The organism is Wenzhouxiangella sp. XN24 (assembly GCF_011064545.1).
Taxonomy (GTDB): Bacteria; Pseudomonadota; Gammaproteobacteria; order Steroidobacterales; family XN24; genus XN24.
The window spans coordinates 298,610-316,259 of sequence record NZ_JAAMFG010000026.1; the positions used below are offsets into that span (position 1 = coordinate 298,610).

22 protein-coding genes are annotated in these 17,650 nt (G+C 60.9%); 1 reads left to right on the forward strand and 21 read right to left on the reverse strand.

The features are described 5' to 3' along the window. Position 1: 1 nt before the first annotated feature. A complete protein-coding gene (locus tag G6032_RS04245; protein ID WP_165280882.1) occupies positions 2–1,240 on the forward strand; it encodes a choice-of-anchor B family protein in 1,239 nt (412 codons plus the stop codon). 39 nt (positions 1,241–1,279) lie between these two features. Here G6032_RS04245 and G6032_RS04250 read toward each other — a convergent pair whose 3' ends face one another. The 21 genes from G6032_RS04250 to G6032_RS15455 all read right to left on the reverse strand — a co-directional run. Beyond that, positions 1,280–2,107 carry an NAD(P)-dependent oxidoreductase gene (locus tag G6032_RS04250; protein ID WP_165280883.1) on the reverse strand — a complete coding sequence of 276 codons (828 nt, stop codon included), beginning with the start codon at positions 2,105–2,107 and terminating at the stop codon, positions 1,280–1,282. 50 nt (positions 2,108–2,157) lie between these two features. Continuing rightward, positions 2,158–2,601, reverse strand: a complete 444-nt coding sequence (locus G6032_RS15795; protein ID WP_346763753.1) for a HipA domain-containing protein — start codon at positions 2,599–2,601, stop codon at positions 2,158–2,160. Then, entirely contained in the window at positions 2,598–2,948 is a 351-nt protein-coding gene (locus G6032_RS04260; protein WP_165280885.1) for a helix-turn-helix transcriptional regulator, read from the reverse strand. Before G6032_RS04260 ends, G6032_RS15795 begins: the two co-directional genes overlap by 4 nt. Positions 2,949–3,319: 371 nt before the next feature. Then, complete coding sequence (locus G6032_RS04265) at positions 3,320–5,446, reverse strand: TonB-dependent receptor (protein ID WP_165280886.1); 2,127 nt, start codon at positions 5,444–5,446, stop codon at positions 3,320–3,322. Positions 5,447–5,767: 321 nt separating this feature from the next. After that, entirely contained in the window at positions 5,768–6,910 is a 1,143-nt protein-coding gene (locus tag G6032_RS04270; RefSeq protein WP_165280887.1) for an endonuclease/exonuclease/phosphatase family protein, read from the reverse strand. Positions 6,911–6,974: 64 nt separating this feature from the next. Beyond that, positions 6,975–8,414, reverse strand: a complete 1,440-nt coding sequence (locus tag G6032_RS04275) for a mechanosensitive ion channel family protein (RefSeq protein WP_206211789.1) — start codon at positions 8,412–8,414, stop codon at positions 6,975–6,977. A 56-nt stretch (positions 8,415–8,470) separates the two neighbouring features. Beyond that, a complete protein-coding gene (locus G6032_RS15890) occupies positions 8,471–9,622 on the reverse strand; it encodes a 2-hydroxymuconate tautomerase family protein (RefSeq protein WP_165280888.1) in 1,152 nt (383 codons plus the stop codon). 113 nt (positions 9,623–9,735) lie between these two features. Continuing rightward, positions 9,736–9,951 carry a hypothetical protein gene (locus tag G6032_RS15445; protein ID WP_206211790.1) on the reverse strand — a complete coding sequence of 72 codons (216 nt, stop codon included), beginning with the start codon at positions 9,949–9,951 and terminating at the stop codon, positions 9,736–9,738. 38 nt (positions 9,952–9,989) lie between these two features. Beyond that, positions 9,990–10,424, reverse strand: a complete 435-nt coding sequence (locus G6032_RS15450; protein WP_206211791.1) for a class I SAM-dependent methyltransferase — start codon at positions 10,422–10,424, stop codon at positions 9,990–9,992. 72 nt (positions 10,425–10,496) lie between these two features. Continuing rightward, a complete protein-coding gene (locus tag G6032_RS04290) occupies positions 10,497–10,856 on the reverse strand; it encodes a VOC family protein (RefSeq protein ID WP_165280889.1) in 360 nt (119 codons plus the stop codon). A 43-nt stretch (positions 10,857–10,899) separates the two neighbouring features. Continuing rightward, positions 10,900–11,253: a DUF1801 domain-containing protein gene (locus G6032_RS04295; RefSeq protein WP_165280890.1), complete on the reverse strand. Its 354-nt coding sequence runs from the start codon at positions 11,251–11,253 to the stop codon at positions 10,900–10,902. Beyond that, positions 11,250–11,858, reverse strand: coding sequence for a hypothetical protein (locus G6032_RS04300; RefSeq protein ID WP_165280891.1), 609 nt, complete (start codon positions 11,856–11,858; stop codon positions 11,250–11,252). Before G6032_RS04300 ends, G6032_RS04295 begins: the two co-directional genes overlap by 4 nt. Before the next feature lie 102 nt (positions 11,859–11,960). Beyond that, the gene (locus tag G6032_RS04305) at positions 11,961–12,341 is read right to left on the reverse strand and encodes a VOC family protein (protein WP_165280892.1); all 381 of its coding nucleotides are present in this window, start codon (positions 12,339–12,341) and stop codon (positions 11,961–11,963) included. 60 nt (positions 12,342–12,401) lie between these two features. Further along, positions 12,402–13,022, reverse strand: a complete 621-nt coding sequence (locus tag G6032_RS04310; protein ID WP_165280893.1) for a hypothetical protein — start codon at positions 13,020–13,022, stop codon at positions 12,402–12,404. A 95-nt stretch (positions 13,023–13,117) separates the two neighbouring features. After that, a complete protein-coding gene (locus G6032_RS15800; protein ID WP_165280894.1) occupies positions 13,118–13,537 on the reverse strand; it encodes a nuclear transport factor 2 family protein in 420 nt (139 codons plus the stop codon). Between the two features lie 80 nt (positions 13,538–13,617). Continuing rightward, entirely contained in the window at positions 13,618–14,685 is a 1,068-nt protein-coding gene (rsgA, locus tag G6032_RS04320; RefSeq protein WP_165280895.1) for a ribosome small subunit-dependent GTPase A, read from the reverse strand. A gap of 141 nt (positions 14,686–14,826) precedes the next feature. Then, on the reverse strand, positions 14,827–15,192 hold the full coding sequence (locus G6032_RS04325) for an SH3 domain-containing protein (RefSeq protein WP_165280896.1): 366 nt from the start codon (positions 15,190–15,192) through the stop codon (positions 14,827–14,829). Between the two features lie 68 nt (positions 15,193–15,260). Next, positions 15,261–15,662 (reverse strand): GNAT family N-acetyltransferase, encoded by a 402-nt coding sequence (locus tag G6032_RS04330; RefSeq protein WP_165280897.1) that lies wholly within the window; start codon positions 15,660–15,662, stop codon positions 15,261–15,263. A 29-nt stretch (positions 15,663–15,691) separates the two neighbouring features. Beyond that, positions 15,692–16,441 carry a DUF4386 domain-containing protein gene (locus G6032_RS04335; RefSeq protein WP_165280898.1) on the reverse strand — a complete coding sequence of 250 codons (750 nt, stop codon included), beginning with the start codon at positions 16,439–16,441 and terminating at the stop codon, positions 15,692–15,694. 46 nt (positions 16,442–16,487) lie between these two features. Continuing rightward, on the reverse strand, positions 16,488–17,219 hold the full coding sequence (locus tag G6032_RS04340; RefSeq protein ID WP_165280899.1) for a hypothetical protein: 732 nt from the start codon (positions 17,217–17,219) through the stop codon (positions 16,488–16,490). A gap of 122 nt (positions 17,220–17,341) precedes the next feature. Further along, positions 17,342–17,650 (reverse strand): hypothetical protein (locus tag G6032_RS15455; protein ID WP_206211793.1); only part of this gene is annotated, 309 nt, incomplete at its 5' end.

Consider the following 17,650-nt stretch of genomic DNA (forward strand, 5'->3'; position numbering starts at 1 on the left):
GTTGAAAACCTCTACCCTTGCCTGCCTGTGTCTCGCCATGCTCGCCGGCTGCGGCGGTGGCGGTGGGGGCGACGGCCATCACGATGGCGGCCACACGCCACCCCCGGGCGGCTCGCTGCCCGACTGGTCCACCGGACCGGCAGACTGCCTCGACGGCATGGCGGGCGAATTCCCATGTTCCGCCGTAGACCTGCTCGGTCGCGTGCCGCTGGACACGATGGGCGGCAACGCCGGCAACGATCTCTGGGCCTGGACCGACGCGGTCACCGGACGGGAATACGCCCTCATGGGCATGGACAACGGCACTGCCTTCGTCGACGTCACCGAGCCGCTGGCGCCGGTGTTCCTCGGCCGCCTGCCGACCCGCACGGTGGCCTCGACCTGGCGGGACATCAAGGTCTACCAGGACCACGCCTACATCGTGGCCGACGGCGCCGGCGCACATGGCATGCAAATCTTCGATCTCACCAGGCTGCGCGGCGTGACCGCCCCCGAGATCTTCAACGCGGACGGCGTGTACCTCCAGTTCTCCAACGCCCATAACCTCGCCATCAACGAGGACACCGGCTTCGCCTATGCCGTCGGCAGCAACAGCTGCGGCGGCGGATTGCACATCATCGACATCCGCACGCCGAACAACCCTATGTTTGCCGGCTGCCACGGCCCGCGTTACACCCACGACACGCAGTGCGTCACCTACCAGGGCCCGGATGCGCAGTTCACAGGGCGCGAGATCTGCGTCAGCGCCGACGAGAACCGCTTCGCCATCAACGACGTCACCCTCAAGTCGTCACCCGTGACGCTGGCGAGTATCACCTACCCCGGCATGGTCTACGCCCACCAGGGCTGGCTGTCGGAGGATCACCGCTATTTCTTCCTCGGCGACGAACTCGACGAACTCAACCTCGGCGTGCCGACCCGCACCCACGTGTTCGACCTCGCCGAGCTCACGGCGCCACAACACCTCTACGCCCACGAGGCCGACACGCCGGCCACCGACCATAACCTGTACGTCCTCGGCGACAGGCTGTTCCAGGCCAACTACAGCGTCGGCCTGCGGGTGCTCGAGTTCGGGGATCTCGCCGCGGGCGACATCGACGAGATCGCCTTCTTCGACACCCATCCGCCGAATGACGCGCGGGGCTTCAACGGGGCGTGGAGCGTCTACCCGTATCTGGATTCCGGCACCCTGCTGGTCAGCGACACGCGCGGCGGACTGTTCATCCTGGCGCTCAGGTAGACGGACCCTTGCGCTGTTTCCCGGCCGCTGGCCGGGCGTTCAGAGGAACAGGTCGGGCACGAGCTTCTTGCTGCCCGGCACCACCGAGTACGAATCCAGGTCGGTGACGCCGGCTGCGGCCAGCACCTCGTCGTCGATGAAGAAGTTGCCGGTGGTGTTCTTCGCGTCCGAGGTGAGCACGAGGTAAGCCGCGTCCGCCATGATCTCCGGCTTGCGGCAATGCTCCGGGCGGATCCCCGGGATCATCTGCAACGCCGCGGTGTCGATGGCCGTGCGCGGCCACAACGCGTTCACCGCGATCCCGGCCGGGCGGAACTCCTCCGCGTGACCGAGCACACACATGCTCATGCCGTACTTCGCCATGGTGTAAGCCACGTGCGGCGCGAACCACTTCGGGTCCATGTTCAGCGGCGGCGAAAGAGTCAGCACGTGCGGATTGCGCCCGGCGGCGGCGCTGTCCTTCAGGCGCGGCAGGCAGGCCTGCGTGACGAGGTACGTGCCGCGCGTGTTCACGCCCATCATGAGGTCGTAGCGCTTGATCGGCGTGGACTCGGTGTTCGTCAGGCTGATGGCGCTGGCGTTGTTGACGAGGATGTCGATGCCGCCGAAGTGCTCGACGGCCGCCCCCACCGCCCCCGCGACCTGCTGTTCGTCGCGGATATCCACCTGCAGCGGCAGGCACTTGCCGCCGGCGGCCTCGATCTCGCGCGCGGCCGAGTGGATGGTGCCGGGCAGCTTGGGATTCTCCACCGCGGTCTTTGCCGCGATCACGATATTCGCGCCATCGGCGGCGCAGCGTTTCGCGATCGCGAGCCCGATGCCGCGCGAGCCGCCGGTGATGAACAGGGTGCGGTTTTTCAGGGTCATGATCGTTTCCTCAACGGTGCGCCCGCGGGCCGCGGGAATGGCTGAGAAGGCTAGCGTACTTCGACCCGCAGCGCTTCCCGGATCCGGTCGCGCTGGCCCGGCTGGACGCCGGCGACATCGGCGTAGGTCGGCCAGCGCGCCACGACCTGCTCGACCCCGGCGAGAATGCTTTCCGCCCGGCCGCGCTTCATGCCGGCGGTCCGCGCACAAGCCCTGAAGTCCGCCAGCTCGAAGTGATCGCGCTTTCCGTTGATGGTCATCTGGTGGGTCGCGGTCCACAACCCGTCCGGGTTGAAGCTGTAGGTCACGTCGAAGGCCGGCGACAGCGACCAGCGTCCCTGCTGGTCCATGAGGAACGCAATGTTCTTCACGTGGTCGTCCTGGTTGCGCGCGAATGCCAGGTCGTACTGGAAGGCGGCGACGTCAGCACCGTCCGCGAGCGTGACCGCGCCGATGGTGCGACCCCACAGCCGGACCTCGGCGATGCTGGTCACGCGTCCTTGTCCCAGGCCCATGGCCGCTCGGGCGCTTTCGTGCCGCGCCGGCCCGGCGCCCGCTGGCGCATCTTCCCGCGGTTGCGCAGCAGCTCCATCGGGCCCGGCGTGACGGCCGGGATCGCCTGGTCCAGCTGCGGCAACAGCTCCAGCACACGCAGCAGGCGCAACAGGCTCGAGATCTGTGTCGACTCCCCGGCTTCGATGCGCTCCAGCGTGCGCTTGCCGAGGCCGGCCTGGTCGGCCGCCTCGGCCTGGGTCAATTCCAGCTCGATACGGCGCCGCGCGAGGCGCTCGCCGAGCTCGGCGAGGATCGCTTCATCCGTCAGTAAAGGGGAAATTTTCATGTGTCGTGGGGATGGCAGATGGCGAATGGCGCAGGCGATAAATCGTAGTTACTGACGATATATAGCATGCTTCGCCGGGGCCATCAATCGCCTATAATGACGAATTAAAGGAGATTATTACCTTAATTCGTCGTTTTTAACGAATTATCTTCTTTAGCAGCGTGTCGAAGCATTTCCGGCCATCGGCATGGACGCAAGCAGGAGCAGCGTCGTGCCCGTCGCGCTCGCGACGCATCTTGTAGTGGACGGCCGGCTGGCCATCGGCCAGGCCCCAGGTTCCACGGAATGCCCGGGCCGGACAAACTGCAGGCGACCCTGCCGCCAGGGACCGCGGGACGAAGCGAGCCTCGTCCCGCGGCCTGGTGCCTTATTCAGAACTCGAAGCGGAAGCCGGCGTGGAACGTCTGCTCCGCAGCCGGCTCGATGCCGTCGTTGCGAACCCGGCTGTAGTAGTCCTCGTCGAGCAGGTTGTTGATGCCGCCGAACAGTGTCCAGGCATCGGTCACGCGATACTCGCCATTCAGGTCCACGACCTGGTAGGAAGGAATGACGGCGTCGATCTGCGCGTCACCCGTGCCCCGCGGCAGGTTGGAGTCCTGCCAGAACTGCTCGTCGACCAGGGTCGCGATCAGGGCGACCTTCCAGCGGTCGTTTTCGTACACCAGGCCCGTGCGGACCAGGTACTCCGGAGCGAACGCCGGTGTGTTGCCCACCAGGCTGGTATTCACGCTCCGGGTGATCTCGGCATCCAGCAGCGAGCCGTTCACGAAGCCGAGCAACCGGCTCTGCGACTCCCGGAGCGCGAAGAAATCGTACTCGACGCTGAACTCCAGGCCCTGGTGGCGGGAATCGCCGCTGTTGACCCGCAGCACGTCGCTGACGTTGACCTGGATCTGCTCGACCTTGTCCTCGACTTCGATCCGGAACACGCTCACGTCCAGCACCAGGCCGTTCACCGGACTGCTGCGCAGGCCGAGCTCGTAGTTCATGGCACGGGAGACCTCGGGCGCGTTTTCCGCGGCCAGCTCGGCACTCGGGTTGGCCAGGTCGTCGAAGCGTTGCGGCCGGTAGGCCTCGGAGATATTCGCGTAGATCTCGCTGACCTCACCTACCTGGTACATCGCCCCGAGACCGAACAACGCCTCGTTCTCGGTCTCGTCCACGTCGATCGGGTCGCGCGACAGGCTGGGCTGTTGCACGTTCTCGAACAGGTCATAGTTGACCCGCTCGAAGCGCGCGGCCGGGGCCAGGCTCAGTTTGCCGAAGCGGAACAGGTTCTCCACGAACACGGCGTTGTAGGTGATCACCCGGTCCTGGTCGTACAACAGGTCTTCGGGACGCTGGGTGTTCGAGCGGATGTCCGGGCTGACATGGCGGGTGCGCGGACTGTCGGTGCGATAGGCGGTCGTGCCGACGGTCAGGACGTGGTCCGCGCCCCAGGCGCGCGCGTAGCGCAGGTCGAGGCCGAAGGTCTTGAATTCCTGCTGGTCGATGTTGGTCGTGGCCGGCTCGTCGGCGGGATCGATGAACGCCCCGGAGCGACGGCTGAAGCGATCCTGGTAGGAATACCAGGCCCGACCATTCAGCGTCGCATCCGCACTGAGCTGCTGGTCGTAACTGAGCGTCGCGATGACCCGGTCGATTTCCACCCGGTTGAACGGCGTCTTGGTCAGGTCGCGATTGGCGGCGAATTCCGCCGAAGTCAGCCGCCCCGCCTCGCCGGAATCCGACTGGTAGAGGTCCAGATCGAAGCCGATTCGGACGTCGTCGATGCCTGCATAGGCCACGCCGAGGTAGCCCGCATCCACCTGGTAGTCTTCGTTCAGCCGCGGCCCGTCGGCCTCGCGGCGGTCGTAGCTCGCCATCAAGCCGAAGGTGCCGTCACCCCACTGGGCCTGGTTATAGGTGCTGTAGAACCCGTCCGTGCCGAAGCTGTGCTCGGTGGAGCCCCCGGCATCGGCCTCGGCATCGGCGCGACGGGTGATGAAGTTGATGGTCGGGCCGACCTGGGGGCCGAACAAAAGCCCGGAACCGCCGCGCACGAACTCGACCCGCTCCACGCGCTGGGCCGGCGGCAGGTAATAGATCGTCGGGTAACCGAACAGGTCGGAGGCCAGCGGCACCGAGTCCTGGAAAAAGGCGACGAACTCCGATTCATGCGGATTGCCCAGGCCACGATAGTTCACGTTGTAGATGCTGGGAATCTTCTGCTCCGACACGAACAGGCCGGGCAAGCGCGCGAACATCTGGCGCAGGTTGGGCTCGACGAAGGTCGGCTGGATTTCCAGGTCGATGGCCGTGGTTTTCTTCCCGGAAAAGACCATGCCGTCATCGACCGAGGGCATGGTATCGGGCAGCAACGGGTCCATCCGGCCGCCGCCCAACACTTCCACCGTGTCGAGTTCTGCTGCGGGCTCACGGTCGTTTTCGGCCGCCAGCAGCGCAGGCGAGCACAGCGCCAGCGCGACGCCGGCGGAAAGAATCTTCGAGTAAGGCATTGGATGGATCCTATTGAAAAAAAAGGCACGCGAATGCTAATGATTAGCGTTTATTTTTGCAATAGGGAGAACCGCTGCTCCGGGGCGCTCAGTTACCGCTTGCGCCCAAGCTTTTCCTCGGCCATCCGCTTTTCCCAGCCCTGGAAGGGCAAGCAAATGATTTCAAAGGTAAAGAGCGCCTGGATCGCATGCTGGCGCCGAATCATGAGCGAGGAACATCAGCGGCTCGAAGACCTCGAGGTCGCGGTGGCGCTGCGCGCCGGCTCAACTGGAGCGGACGGCTTCATAGGTCAAGCGCGATCCGCAACCCCCGAAGCGCAACTAGCGCTTGGCCTCCCCTTCCTCGATGGCCTCCTCGGCTTTCTGTGCATCGCCAGCGTCCCGCTGCGGCTCTTCGTTAGCGACGGATGCGTCGGGGTCGTAATCGAGGGCCACGAACAAGGGAAAGTGATCTGAACCGATGTCGGGAAGACGACGCAGCTCGACGAGGAGGAAATGCCGCGAGGCGAAGACTTGATCAAGCGGATAGCGCATGAGCCGGTTCCCGGTGTCGAAAGTATTGAGCAACCCCCGACCCACGCGCGGGTCGAGCAGCCCCCCGATACGCTGGAAAAGGTGCGTGGTGCGCGACCAGGCCACGTCGTTGAAGTCACCGGCGACGATGACCGGCGCTTCCTCTGATTCACCTATCTCTGCCGCGACAGAGAGCAATTCAGCGTCTCGCATATCGGAATCCCAACGCTCGCCACCGTCCTGGGACCCGCCCTTTCCTTCCGCGCGCCGGAGACCCGGCGGGCGGGGATGCACGCCATAGAAAGTCACCAAATTGCCCGACCGCAGCCGCACCTTGGTGCGGATCGACGGAATATCCGCAGAGATCAAAAATCGAATCTCTGGATCTACAAGCTCCAGCCTGGAATAAAGGAGCATTCCATACTGGTTCTCCTGTGACTTGAACAACGTGAAAGGATATTCGTCCTGCAGGCCGTCGAGTTGTTCAAGCCACCATTGCGTCGGCTCGCTGAGTAGAACCATGTCGGGATCGTTGTCGCGAACGAGATCGCGCAGCGCCGCCGCCTGCCGATTCTCGGCGAGTACGTTGTAGATCAGGAACGATATGCGATTGGACCGGCCTTCGGCACGGCTGTCCGACATCGTCTTGGGATAAAGCGCCGTGTAGGGTGCGATGGCCGCGAGCTGCCAGACGAGCGCAAGGCCTGCCACCGCAGCAAACGCATATTCCCACCAGTGCAACCGTCCCCGAATGCCAAGCGCCGCATAGCCTGCCAGGGTCAGCCCTAACAGTACGGCGATCTGGATGCGCGGGAAATCAAATACCCGTATCCACCATGCGTTGCTATGGATGAGCGGAGCCGCCGTAGCGTATATCAGCGCCAATGCACCAAGGCTCGCTGCGACGCGAGCGATGAGGCGGAGGGTCTTGCCAGGTGAGGCTGTTGTCATGATGCGATCCGTTTCTGGGGCCGCATCCACTCAACTGGCGGAAGTGGCCTTCTCAACCCCGCTTCTAACCATGGTCCTTTGTAGACGCTCGAGTCAAAAGATTCTCGCCAGGGGTCCAGGACTTGCGCGCCTGGTCCTTGATCTCCCCGGCTTCGCTTTGCAGTCCGGCTTCGGCCCGGGTCGCGACCGTTTCGGGCTCGGCCTCAGGCTGAGCCCCGACCGGGCGGCCGGGCTCCGCCGCGCCCGCGCTTTCGACCATGCGCACCGGCACCCCATGCGGGAAGGTGACTTCGCGCGCCTCGTCCGGAAGCGAGATGCCTGCATCCTGGAAGGCCCGCTTGACGAGCCGGATGACGGACGATTTCACTTTCACCCAGCTATGCCGGGCACCATCCAGCCAGAAATAAACCCGCAGGTTGACCGTGGCCGATCCAAGATTCTCTACCAGCACCAGGGGTTCCGGTTCGGCGAGGACAGCCGGATGTTCAGCGAGCACTTTCAGGACGACATCCTGGGCACGAGAAATGGAATCTTCGTAGCCGATCCCGACGACGAAATCCTCGCGGCGGTTCGGGTTGCTCGTGAAGTTGCGAATCGTGCTCTTGAAGACGGTCGCATTGGGCACCTGCACCTGGTTCCCATCGAGCGTCAGCAGCACGGTCGTGCGAGAAGTCAGCCGCTGCACGTAGCCCGTGACGCTGGCGACTTCGACCAGGTCGCCCTCGCGAAACGGCTGCTGCAGGCTGAGAAAGAGACTGGCAAGAAAGTTCTCGGTGATATCGCGAAACGCGATGCCCAGCGCCAGGCCGATCAGGCCGGTGCCCCCCACCACCGTGAAGGCGAGCTGCGTGAGACCGGCGATGCGCAGCACGAGATACACGCCGACCAGCATCACGAGTATGCCGCCGGCCCGGGCGATGACTTCGCGTAGCAGCGGGCTGAGTGACCGGGCTTGCAGGCGCCCCCGCAGTCCGCCCACGGTGAACCTGGCGATGATCCATGAAATCGCAGTCACAACCAGCGCCACGACGATCAGCGGCAACATGCGCACCACGTTGCGGGCCAGGTCGTTCAGCACCTCGAAGGCTGGATCGAAGTTCCAGACCGTGCCGGGCCTCACCTCGATCTGGTTGACGACCGCGACCACGCCCTCGGTGTTGTTCGCCAGGTCCCCGGCCCATTGCCGGGATTCATCGCTCTCCGTCGTCCCTTGCAGGAAAACGATGCCTTCCCGGACACTCACCTCGGGCTCGCCAAACCAGCTGGTGGTCTCGAGAATATCTGCGATTCGCTGCCTGATCTCATCATCCCTGGCCACGGGCTGTATATCGACTTTGCCCGGGGCTTCGGGTGTGCCCTCCAGCGTCTTCTCCGGCACCGGCCTGTCCCCGGCAGCGTCCACCTGTTGGGCCGCGACGGGTGTGCCCATCGAGACGGCACAGCACAGGATCGCCGCGCAGACGAGTCGCGCCGGCCAGGACATGGCAACAGATATGTAGTCCATCAACGTCTGCCCGTCCGCCCGAGGGCTTGATGCAGGAATTGGGGTGTTACTACATACTAGGCCAAGCCTGATGATGCACACAGCCGGCCTTGCACGGCGCGAGCAAAGCGCCCGGGCGCCGCCGCATCATGGCCGAGGAACATCAGCGGCTCGAAAACCTCGAGCTCCATGAGGAGAAACCGCCCGTCTTTCACCACGCCGTCGACCCGCGCGTAGACCGGCCGCGAGGGCGCCGCCAGGACACAGGCACGCGCCTGCGCCACCAGCGCCGGCTCGACCTCGACGCGCTCGGTGGTGCCGCCGAACTGGAACTGCACGCGGTAATCACCGGGCTTCGGCCGCTTGCAGACGGCGTGGCTGAATACTCCGTCAAAGAACAGCAGCGACAACTCGCCACCGCTCAGGATCTCAGGCAGGAACGGTTGCACCAGCACGCCCCGACCGGCGAGCGTCTCGTCGATCTCTTGCTGGTAGGACGCCGCGTCGTCAACCCGAAATCGATGAGTGCGATAGGCGCCGCCCGAGATGGTCGGCTTGACGACGATCTCGTCCCAGCCGCGCGCCCGCGCCAGCGCCGCGATGTCGGCCTTTTCGCCGCGCTGAATGAAGATCGTCGGGACCAGCGGCACGCCCGCCGCCTCAAGGTCCTGCAGGTAGCGCTTGTCGTAATTCCAGTCGAGGATGTCGCCGGCATTGCACATGAGCACGCCGCTCGCGATGCGCGCGTCGAGCCAGGCGCGAAACTCGGCGGCGCGCTCGAAGTAGTCCCACGGGGTGCGGATCACCAGCGCATCGAAGGACGTCCAGTCGATGGCCGTGTCGTCCCAGATCGCGGGGAACGGTTCGATGCCAAGATCTTCCAGCGCCGCCACGAGCGGGAGATCGTCTTCGAAGAGGTTCGGGTATGCGGCGCAGGTGACGAGCGCGACCCGTGCGTGATGGGTCGACACTATATGGCCTGGCGGTGGTTCATAAAAGCGCGTTTGTAAGCGGCGTGACCCACCTATAGACCTTTCTTCCGTCGCTGCGTGACCGGCTCGCCAGCGATCCCCCCAGTTATCCGTATCGACTTCATCAATCACGACGACGGTGGTGGCTGGATTCTTGTTTAACACACGTTGCAGAAGTTCAGTTGCACCTGCAATCAACTCCGCCTTTTGCTCGGCTGATGCACCTTCTCTGGTGATCTTGATATTGACGTATGGCATGTCGTTTCCGTTTCGATAGTGGCTAACGCCTTAGCGCCGACAGGTTTGACGTGACACCTCCATTTGCGGCCGGAAACCCAGGCGGCGGCCCAGACTTTATCAGCAGCGACTTGTCAGGCGACCTTTCGCCCACTGATGCTGTAAACCATCGGCACATCGTTCCCCTTGTGACCCAGGTAGAACCGCCCCGGCTCCCGCTCCACCATCCCTTGAAAACAGTTGTAGGGACTGTAGGGAACTTCCCTGACCTCCTCAATCTGTATGCCCGGCCCGACCAGCGCGTTGATAACGCTGGAAAGCGGATGCGCCCAGGTGGCGAGCTCGGCCACGGCATCAGCCCCGTTCTCGGTGTACGTTCCTTCCTCGCCTATGTCGGGTTCTCGCCGGGTGAAGTACGAATAGCCCGCCAGCAGAGTGCCCCGTAGGAGGTGAACACAATGTCGAATGGCGCGTCCGGGGGTGCCGCGAATCCGTAGACGTCCGAACAAACAAAGGTCGCGGACAGACCGGCCTGCTTTGCCAATTCCCGGGCCTTTTGAACAGCCACCGGTGATATATCGACGCCGGTGCAAACCGCGCCTTGCCGCGCCCACGACAGCGTATCCAGGCCGAAGTGGCACTGCAGATGAAGCAGTTTCCTGCCGGCCACATCTTGTAACTCCGCCAGTTCGATCTCCCGATGCGACGACGCGCCGGCCAGGAAACCGTCCACATCGGAAAACTTCGACTCGACGTGAACCGCCGCCCGGCGATCCCAGCCGACACGGTTCATCTCGAAGTGTCGGGCTTCAGACGGCTCCATACCAAAGACTCCAAATACCCAGGTTCCACGGACGTACCAGCCCCAGCTGGCGTGTTCCACGAAAACACGCAGTCAGGCCCCATCTTGCCCCCAAACAGCAAGCTCATTACCCCCTGGTTCCGTGAAGTGGAACCTGCGGCCACCCGGAAAAGAAAAGATTGGCTTGACGATCCGACCGCCCGCCTCCCGGACTTTCTCGAGCGTGCCCTCGAGGTCTTCACTGTAGAGGACGACAAGCGGACTGCCTTGCTCGGTGCGCGCGATCACCTCCGACTTGAAGAAGCCACCGTCCAGGCCTTCGTCGGAGAACGAGGCGTACTCGGGGCCATAGTCCACGAACACCCATCCGAACGCCCGGTGGAAGAAACTCTTCGTCGCCGCCAGGTCCTGGGAAGGGAACTCCACGTAACTGATCTTTTCATGCTGCGGCATTGCAATCTCCAGCAGGCCGAGGTTTGAGATAAGCGGCGCGACGTTATACGGCTTGCTTCACGAAGAAAGCCACGCTCTTGTTCTTGATATCCGCACGGGTTCTGATTTTCAAATGCCTGCGGAACTCTCCAGTTCCCTCGAGGCATTGGTCAGGATCTTCCATCGCGTATCCGTTGGAAAACTCGAATGAAATATGGTTTTTCCTCACGAACAATCCACCAAAGTCAGCAGAGTCGAGCGAAAACATGATTCCGCCATACATCATCCTTTCCTCTGCACGCGGATAGATGTTGAAAACGATCCCACGCATTTCCATAAGAGAAGCGTGTTTTTCAGCATCGATCATCATGACTTCTTCAAGGAACTTCTGAACCTTCTCATTCCTGGGTTTCATCATCGGTCCTCGTTCCGGCGGAAGAATCGAGAGAGTACCCACGCCGCGACGGGGAGTCCGACGCCGTAGCCGAGCATGCCGATCCGCTGAAGCGCCATGTCGCCGACGATGGGGCCAACGGTGCCAAGCAACGAAAGAGCACCTGCTACACCGAGTGACCATCGGGCAACAGCACGGATTCCGGGACCGACGAAAACCAGGGCCGCGCAGAGAAGCGACAGCCCAAGGAAGGCGTTCCACGCGAGAAGCTCGACCGCATACAGCGTCGATGGCCATTCCAGGACGGTGAAACCAGTCTGGCGCCCGGCCGTGAGCGTCACGAAGTGGACGGCGCTGGTAAGGCCCGCCATGATCCCGGCGAAAACCAGGGCCATGACACCGAACACTTTGCGATCCCGGCTCGCTGTTTCGTAGATCGATGCCATGACAGCAACAATGAACGGCGCGGAGAGCAATGTAAGCGACTCCATCACGGCGAGGGTGGGATCCACGATCGGATCGTCGAAACCGGCGCGGGAAATGCCGTAGGCCACGACCGCGATGTAGGCTGAGCCGACGACGAACAGGCCGGTCGATGCGAGATACCCGATTCTGTGGGCCGGAGTCATGCGCGGTCTCTAAGAACACCCGGTTCCGAGCACAGAACGTACCACCCTCCCAGTCCGGGTTCACCGGGTGGCATAACCGTCTTGCCAGGCATTTGCCCGCCTTTATTTCTGCGAGTGCAGACCGAACATGTTGCCTTCCGAATCCACCGCAAGCGAAATGAAGCCGTGTTCACCAATGGCCATTTTGGATTGCTGTATTTTCCCGCCGGCCTTCTCAACCCTGGACTCTTCAACTGCACAATCGTCACAGGAGAAATACACCAGCGTGCTGTTACCGCCGGAGCTAAATCCTTCCATCTTCACGAGGGCGCCGGTGGCGCCATAGCCCTCCATGCTAGAAGGGAAAGCCGACATCTCCACTCCCGGATCATTGGGGTCGTTGAGCTTCTCCAAACTGACATCGAGCACAGTCTCGTAGAACTTCCTCGCCCTTGCCATTTCCTCGACGTATATCTCAAACCAGGCGACCGGATTCTTTGCCATGGGTATTTTCTCCGAGTGATCTACATTGCCTTGCCTAGCACCCAGTATCAGGCGCGCGCGTCAGCGCATCGGCTTCATGCTTTCATCAGCTTCCCTCTCCGGTCGGTAGGCTTCTTCCCTCGGAAGATGCGCAACGAGCAATTTCAGGTAGAACAAGGGCAAGAACCATTCCATCCCCGGCGGGGAGGCAAGCACGTACAGGGCCAGAAGAATGCTGCCCGCGTACATGATCAGCGCAACCGGTCGCTGAAGGTAGAGCGGCACCAAGATGATCGTAAGACTTGCGATCAACAGATATAACCCAGCCGTGACGAGCCACAGCAGATCAAGTGTGAGAAACAGCCACGACACAATGGCTAAGTGCCCAAGATGCAGCATGACAAAGCCGAAGTGCCGCGAAAAGCTTTGTCCTGCGCGGTGATACCATCGCTTCCCAGAAGAGGTGGCGTTGGTGATGATGCCGCCTACGATATCGAACGCCAGTAGCGCGCAAAGAAGGTACTGCACGGCTGACCAGCCCCCGACGGCAAAAGCCGCATGAGCAACTGCTGCGCCCGCTGCCACCAGCGGCAACAGGAACTGAAGCACCAGTTCGGCCGGCGTCGCACCTGGGCCTGCAAACCGATCTAGAATGCCCGGCACCCCTTCACGGGGATTTGGCAGCTGCTGCTCAGTGCCCATTGATATCTTCTATTGAGGCTAACGCAGAGATCGGCAATGCGCGTGGTCGGATACTTTTCATCTGTCCGCTCCAACGCATAGCCAGGCCCCCAATGTCACCTTTGCGACGGGTAGTACCACACCCGGAGAATCTTTCCATCCTCCACTTCGTAGACCGCCAATGCGCTTTGGGATACTGGGCATTCTTTTCCTTCCCAATGAGCCCGTTCATGCAAACTGACATAGCGCCCAGCTTCAAGTAGCGCGTGGGCTATCGATCGTGTCGACGGCACTGAAGCGAAGTACTCGCGCATTGCCTCCCCTAGCGCGGAAGCGCCAGCAGTTTCAAGCGTCACGGAGTCTCCATCTACACTCAACCACTTCACGTCTGGATGGACATGCATCAGCATCGTATCGACATCGTGAGCATTGTAAGCCGCGAGAAACTGCTCCACTAGGCGCGCCGGCAGTTCATGCTCCTGAACCTTCCGAGCGCTGTAGTAGTCGTTCTGTCCTTCATCATCGTGTTCGGACACCACGGGCGTACCCAGTCTCGACAAGAGGGCCTTGTACGCCTCGGACCCGATCGACTGGCGGGTTATTCGCCACCCGCACGCTACCTGTCCCGCAAGTCTTTCTTCGCCGACTTGATGTATCGACCAAAGTCCCGATCCTTCTTTCTTTTCTCGGCATACGACATGTCGTTGAATGCCGATTCTTCTTTGAGCTTGAGAAAACTATCGAGGGATTCCTGGCTCATCTCGCCGGCATGCACGGCCGCGAGTACCACACAGCCGGGCTCGTTAGTATGGCTGCAGTCTTGATAGCGGCAGCTGGCTGCGAGAGCGATGATGTCAGCGTAGCTGTTTACTAAACCGCTGTCCGCGCCGAGGACGCCGAATTCGCGCATTCCCGGGTTGTCGATGACCAGAGCGCCATCGTCGAGCCGAATCAGTTCACGACGAACGGTCGTGTGCCGTCCTTCTCCTGTCCCGCTCACAGACCTTGTTTGCATTTTCTCGCGACCGACCAACTGGTTGATCAGTGTGCTCTTCCCGACCCCTGACGAACCAACGAAACAATAGGTCTTTCCAGGCAGCAGAAGCCGCTTGACATCCTCCAGGCCATCTCGTGTCACGTTGCTCAACGGCACGATCGGCGCGGTGATACCGATAGACCGGATTTCCGCTAACTGTGTGGCGAGTACCGCAGGCTCCAACAAATCCGTCTTGGTCAGCAAAATGTAAGGCTCGGCGCCACCCTCCATGACCATGACGAGATAGCGTTCCAAACGCTTCGGATTGAAATCGAAGTGGCAGGACTGCACGATGAGCACGTAATCCAAGTTCGCTGCAATCATCTGGGACTCTATGACTTTCCCAGCCGATTTCCTGCGTAGCGACGTCCTGCGTTCCAGCAGCGCGTGGATCACCGCAAAGTCGTCGCCAGACTGCTTCTCCGCGCAAACCCAGTCGCCAACGCATGGCAGTGCCTCCTTCAGATGGTGAAGGTGCAAATAGCGGCCAGCCAACTTCGCCCGAAAACTCCCATCCTGATCTACGAGCAACAACTGGTCGCGATCGACCGCGGCTACGCGGGCCACGGTGCCCGGCGACTGGCAGTCTGCCCGCTGCGCAAACCAGTCGCTCCAGCCCAGTTCACTCAATTCACAATACTTATTCATCAACTACCGCCCATCATCGACTACGGCGAATGACGATTGAATTGAGCCGCGCTGTAGCAGCGAAGCTGCCAAGGGAACCCATAAGTGAAGCTTGTGGGCGGCGGCTGGAATGCATTGTTGGCCCGCTGGTACATGAGAAGTTTACTGACGAGCCTCCTGAAGGTTAGCAAGTGGAACCCAGCCAGCCTCCGGGCCGTCGGATCTCTTGCACCACACCCAGCCGTTCAGAATTTTCGAACCAACAAGCAGGTCCCCTACTCGAACATCCAGCTCTTTCGCCGTGTAGTCTTCGCGGGCACGAGCAGTCTTGTCATTGACGATCTCGATGATTTGCGCCGGAACCCAGCCGCCTTTCTGCCCGGGTGTTTCGCAGAACAGCCAGTTATCCCAACTCTCCGGGCCTTTATACTCCTCACCCACAGAGAGCGGAGCGCCTTTTGCAAAAGTGATGGGCTCTGGGTACTCGCTAGTGTGGTCCTGGATGACAACGTATTTCGTGGCTCCCATGTTCACATCCTGCGGGCTAACGCCTGAATCAAGCCGACCCAGCAAGCGGGTTTGGCTTGAATGAATTGTTAGCCCCCATTGAGCACCCATGCGCGCGGATTGTGCTCAAAGCCGAGCTTTACGTAGTACTCACTGGCATTAGGCGCTGCCAGCAACACAATCATGCACTCCGGCTTAAGCCGCCGCTTCGTCTCCTCAATAAGGCTCTTGCCGATACCCTGCTTCTGATACGAGGCGTCAACAGCCAGATCAGCCAGGTAAGTGACGTAGGTGAAATCGGTGAGGGAGCGGGAAATACCGACGAGACGTTGACCATCCCAGGCGGTTACCGTGAGATTGGCGTTACTAAGCATGCCATCGAATATGTCAGGCCGATCGACTGGCCGACGTTCACCAAGTGTGGAGCGCCGGTAGAGGTCGATGGCCTCATCAACGCTGATTACTACGTCATCTCGGTATTCAATGCGCATACAAACTCTGTTGTGGGGGCTAACACATGTTAGACCGCGGGCCGAGCACCTACGCCGCGCCGAGACTCCGTTGTCACTTCCCGCCAGCGTTCTGGATTCACGCCCTTGATGAGCAGCCAAAAACACAGCGAAAGCTCCGAGACAATGGCTACCACGTAAATCGGTGACACAGCTCCGACGAAGTCCGGGAACAGGAAGCGCGTGTAGCTTCCAATCAGATAGGTGACGCCGGCGGCCATCACCAGGTACCCGAGGAGCTTCGGCATGTACAGGGACTTCGCGATCAAGTAACCAAGAACGAGGCAGTGCACCCCGAACAAGATCAGACCAAGGTCATACCCATGGCTGTGAAGATCAAGGAACAGCGATGAGAGCCCGTTGAGCTGAGTCGCCCCGAGAGTCGCCGCGTAGTCTCCCTTCAGCAGAAGCAAGACCGCGTGGTAGTTGAGGAGATTGAGGGCGATCACGGCGGTCTGCGTCAGTCGGAAGAACATCGCGATGAGAGCGAGCGTCTTGTGCACCGGCTTCAGGAGCACATACAGAAGCACCGCCAGTACCACGTCGCTGAGGAACATGATCGAATCCGCTAAGAAGCCGGTCCGGAATAGACCCTCGGCCGCCAGGATGTTGGCAGCGGTGGCTGCGGCATCTCCCGGCACGACAACCGAGGAGCGCACGAACAACTCGCTGAAGAGCCCGAGCACGATGATGATCAGGTACAGCAGCCCCGCCACTCTTGCGTAGACAAGCGGCGAGGCTTCTGCCGGTCGGCCTGTCATGTCGTCCCTTCTCCTATCCCCGTCTCTCGATCCCGCCGCCTAACGTCTAAGTTGAATGGCGCGGCGGAGCCGCGTGCACTCGAACGCTTTGTTGGCTGACTTCGTCCTTCTTGAGTATCGATCTCGCTCGGACAAATGCTTCTTCACGCAGGCCTCGACAGATCCTCAACTCCTCATCTCCCATTTGCGAGTGCAACACATCACTCTCAGTGAACGTTCTCGGTATTTCGTCACGCTGATGACGCTCAATTGCCTCTCTTGACCTTTCTAGCAAGGCTTCTTGTGTGGGGAGTGCCTCTCGTTGGTCATACATATCTTTTTTCTTGATCGGCAACGGATAGCGACCCGCCCAGAGCGCGCATTTCTGAAGGACTCCAAGGTAAAACTCCTGAGGCTCCTCAAGGTCAAACCCCACCTTCTTAGCCAGCCCCGCTAGATTGTGACTCTTGATCTCAGAAAAAGGCACCTCAACGGCATCAGGGTGCGCCTCTCTGTATTGAGCCACGATCATGAATTTAAAGAGGTTCTCAAAACCGTATGCCCAGAGCATCCGCTGAACACGCCAGTTGAAGAAGGCGTGGTTTGTGAGATCGAAGGGGAATAACTCGGCAAAGTGGTCATTCTGCCGAAACAGATGGGATTGCTTCAGACCCTCGAAGTCTCCCAGTACATCAGCGCTGTAGAATAGGTTTTGGGCCTCATGAAGCCAGACTTCTGAACGTAGTAGACAGAATGACTTCTCGAAAGCAAAAGTCCTCTCTTTATCTTCAAGGCACACGCAATGGTCCTCAGTGGTTATGCAGCCAACGCCTGAGTTAAGCCGACCCGCGAAGCGGGTTCGGCTTTAATGAACTGTTAGGCGGCGGCGTACGACTAACGACGACGGCGCGTGCCGCGGGATCATTCGCTTGTTTCAACAAGACAAACCCCACCTTCGTGCAGGAACGCGACAGCATCATCTCTCTTCAAGCAGTCCTGCTCAGAAAGGCCTGAAATGCGCTGAGCAGCACATTGGTCGTAATAAGCCCAACAAGCGAGCAGGTCATCGTTAAGTATGACAAAAGCTTTAGGCAGTATCCCAAGCAAAGCGAAAGTGCCTGCTGCGATTAAAATGCGTCGCGTACGTCTCAGCTTATAGGCAGCCAGATAAGCTAGCCCACTAAGGACAGCCGCAAGAAGCAGAAAGCCAAACATTTCGCCGCCTAACGC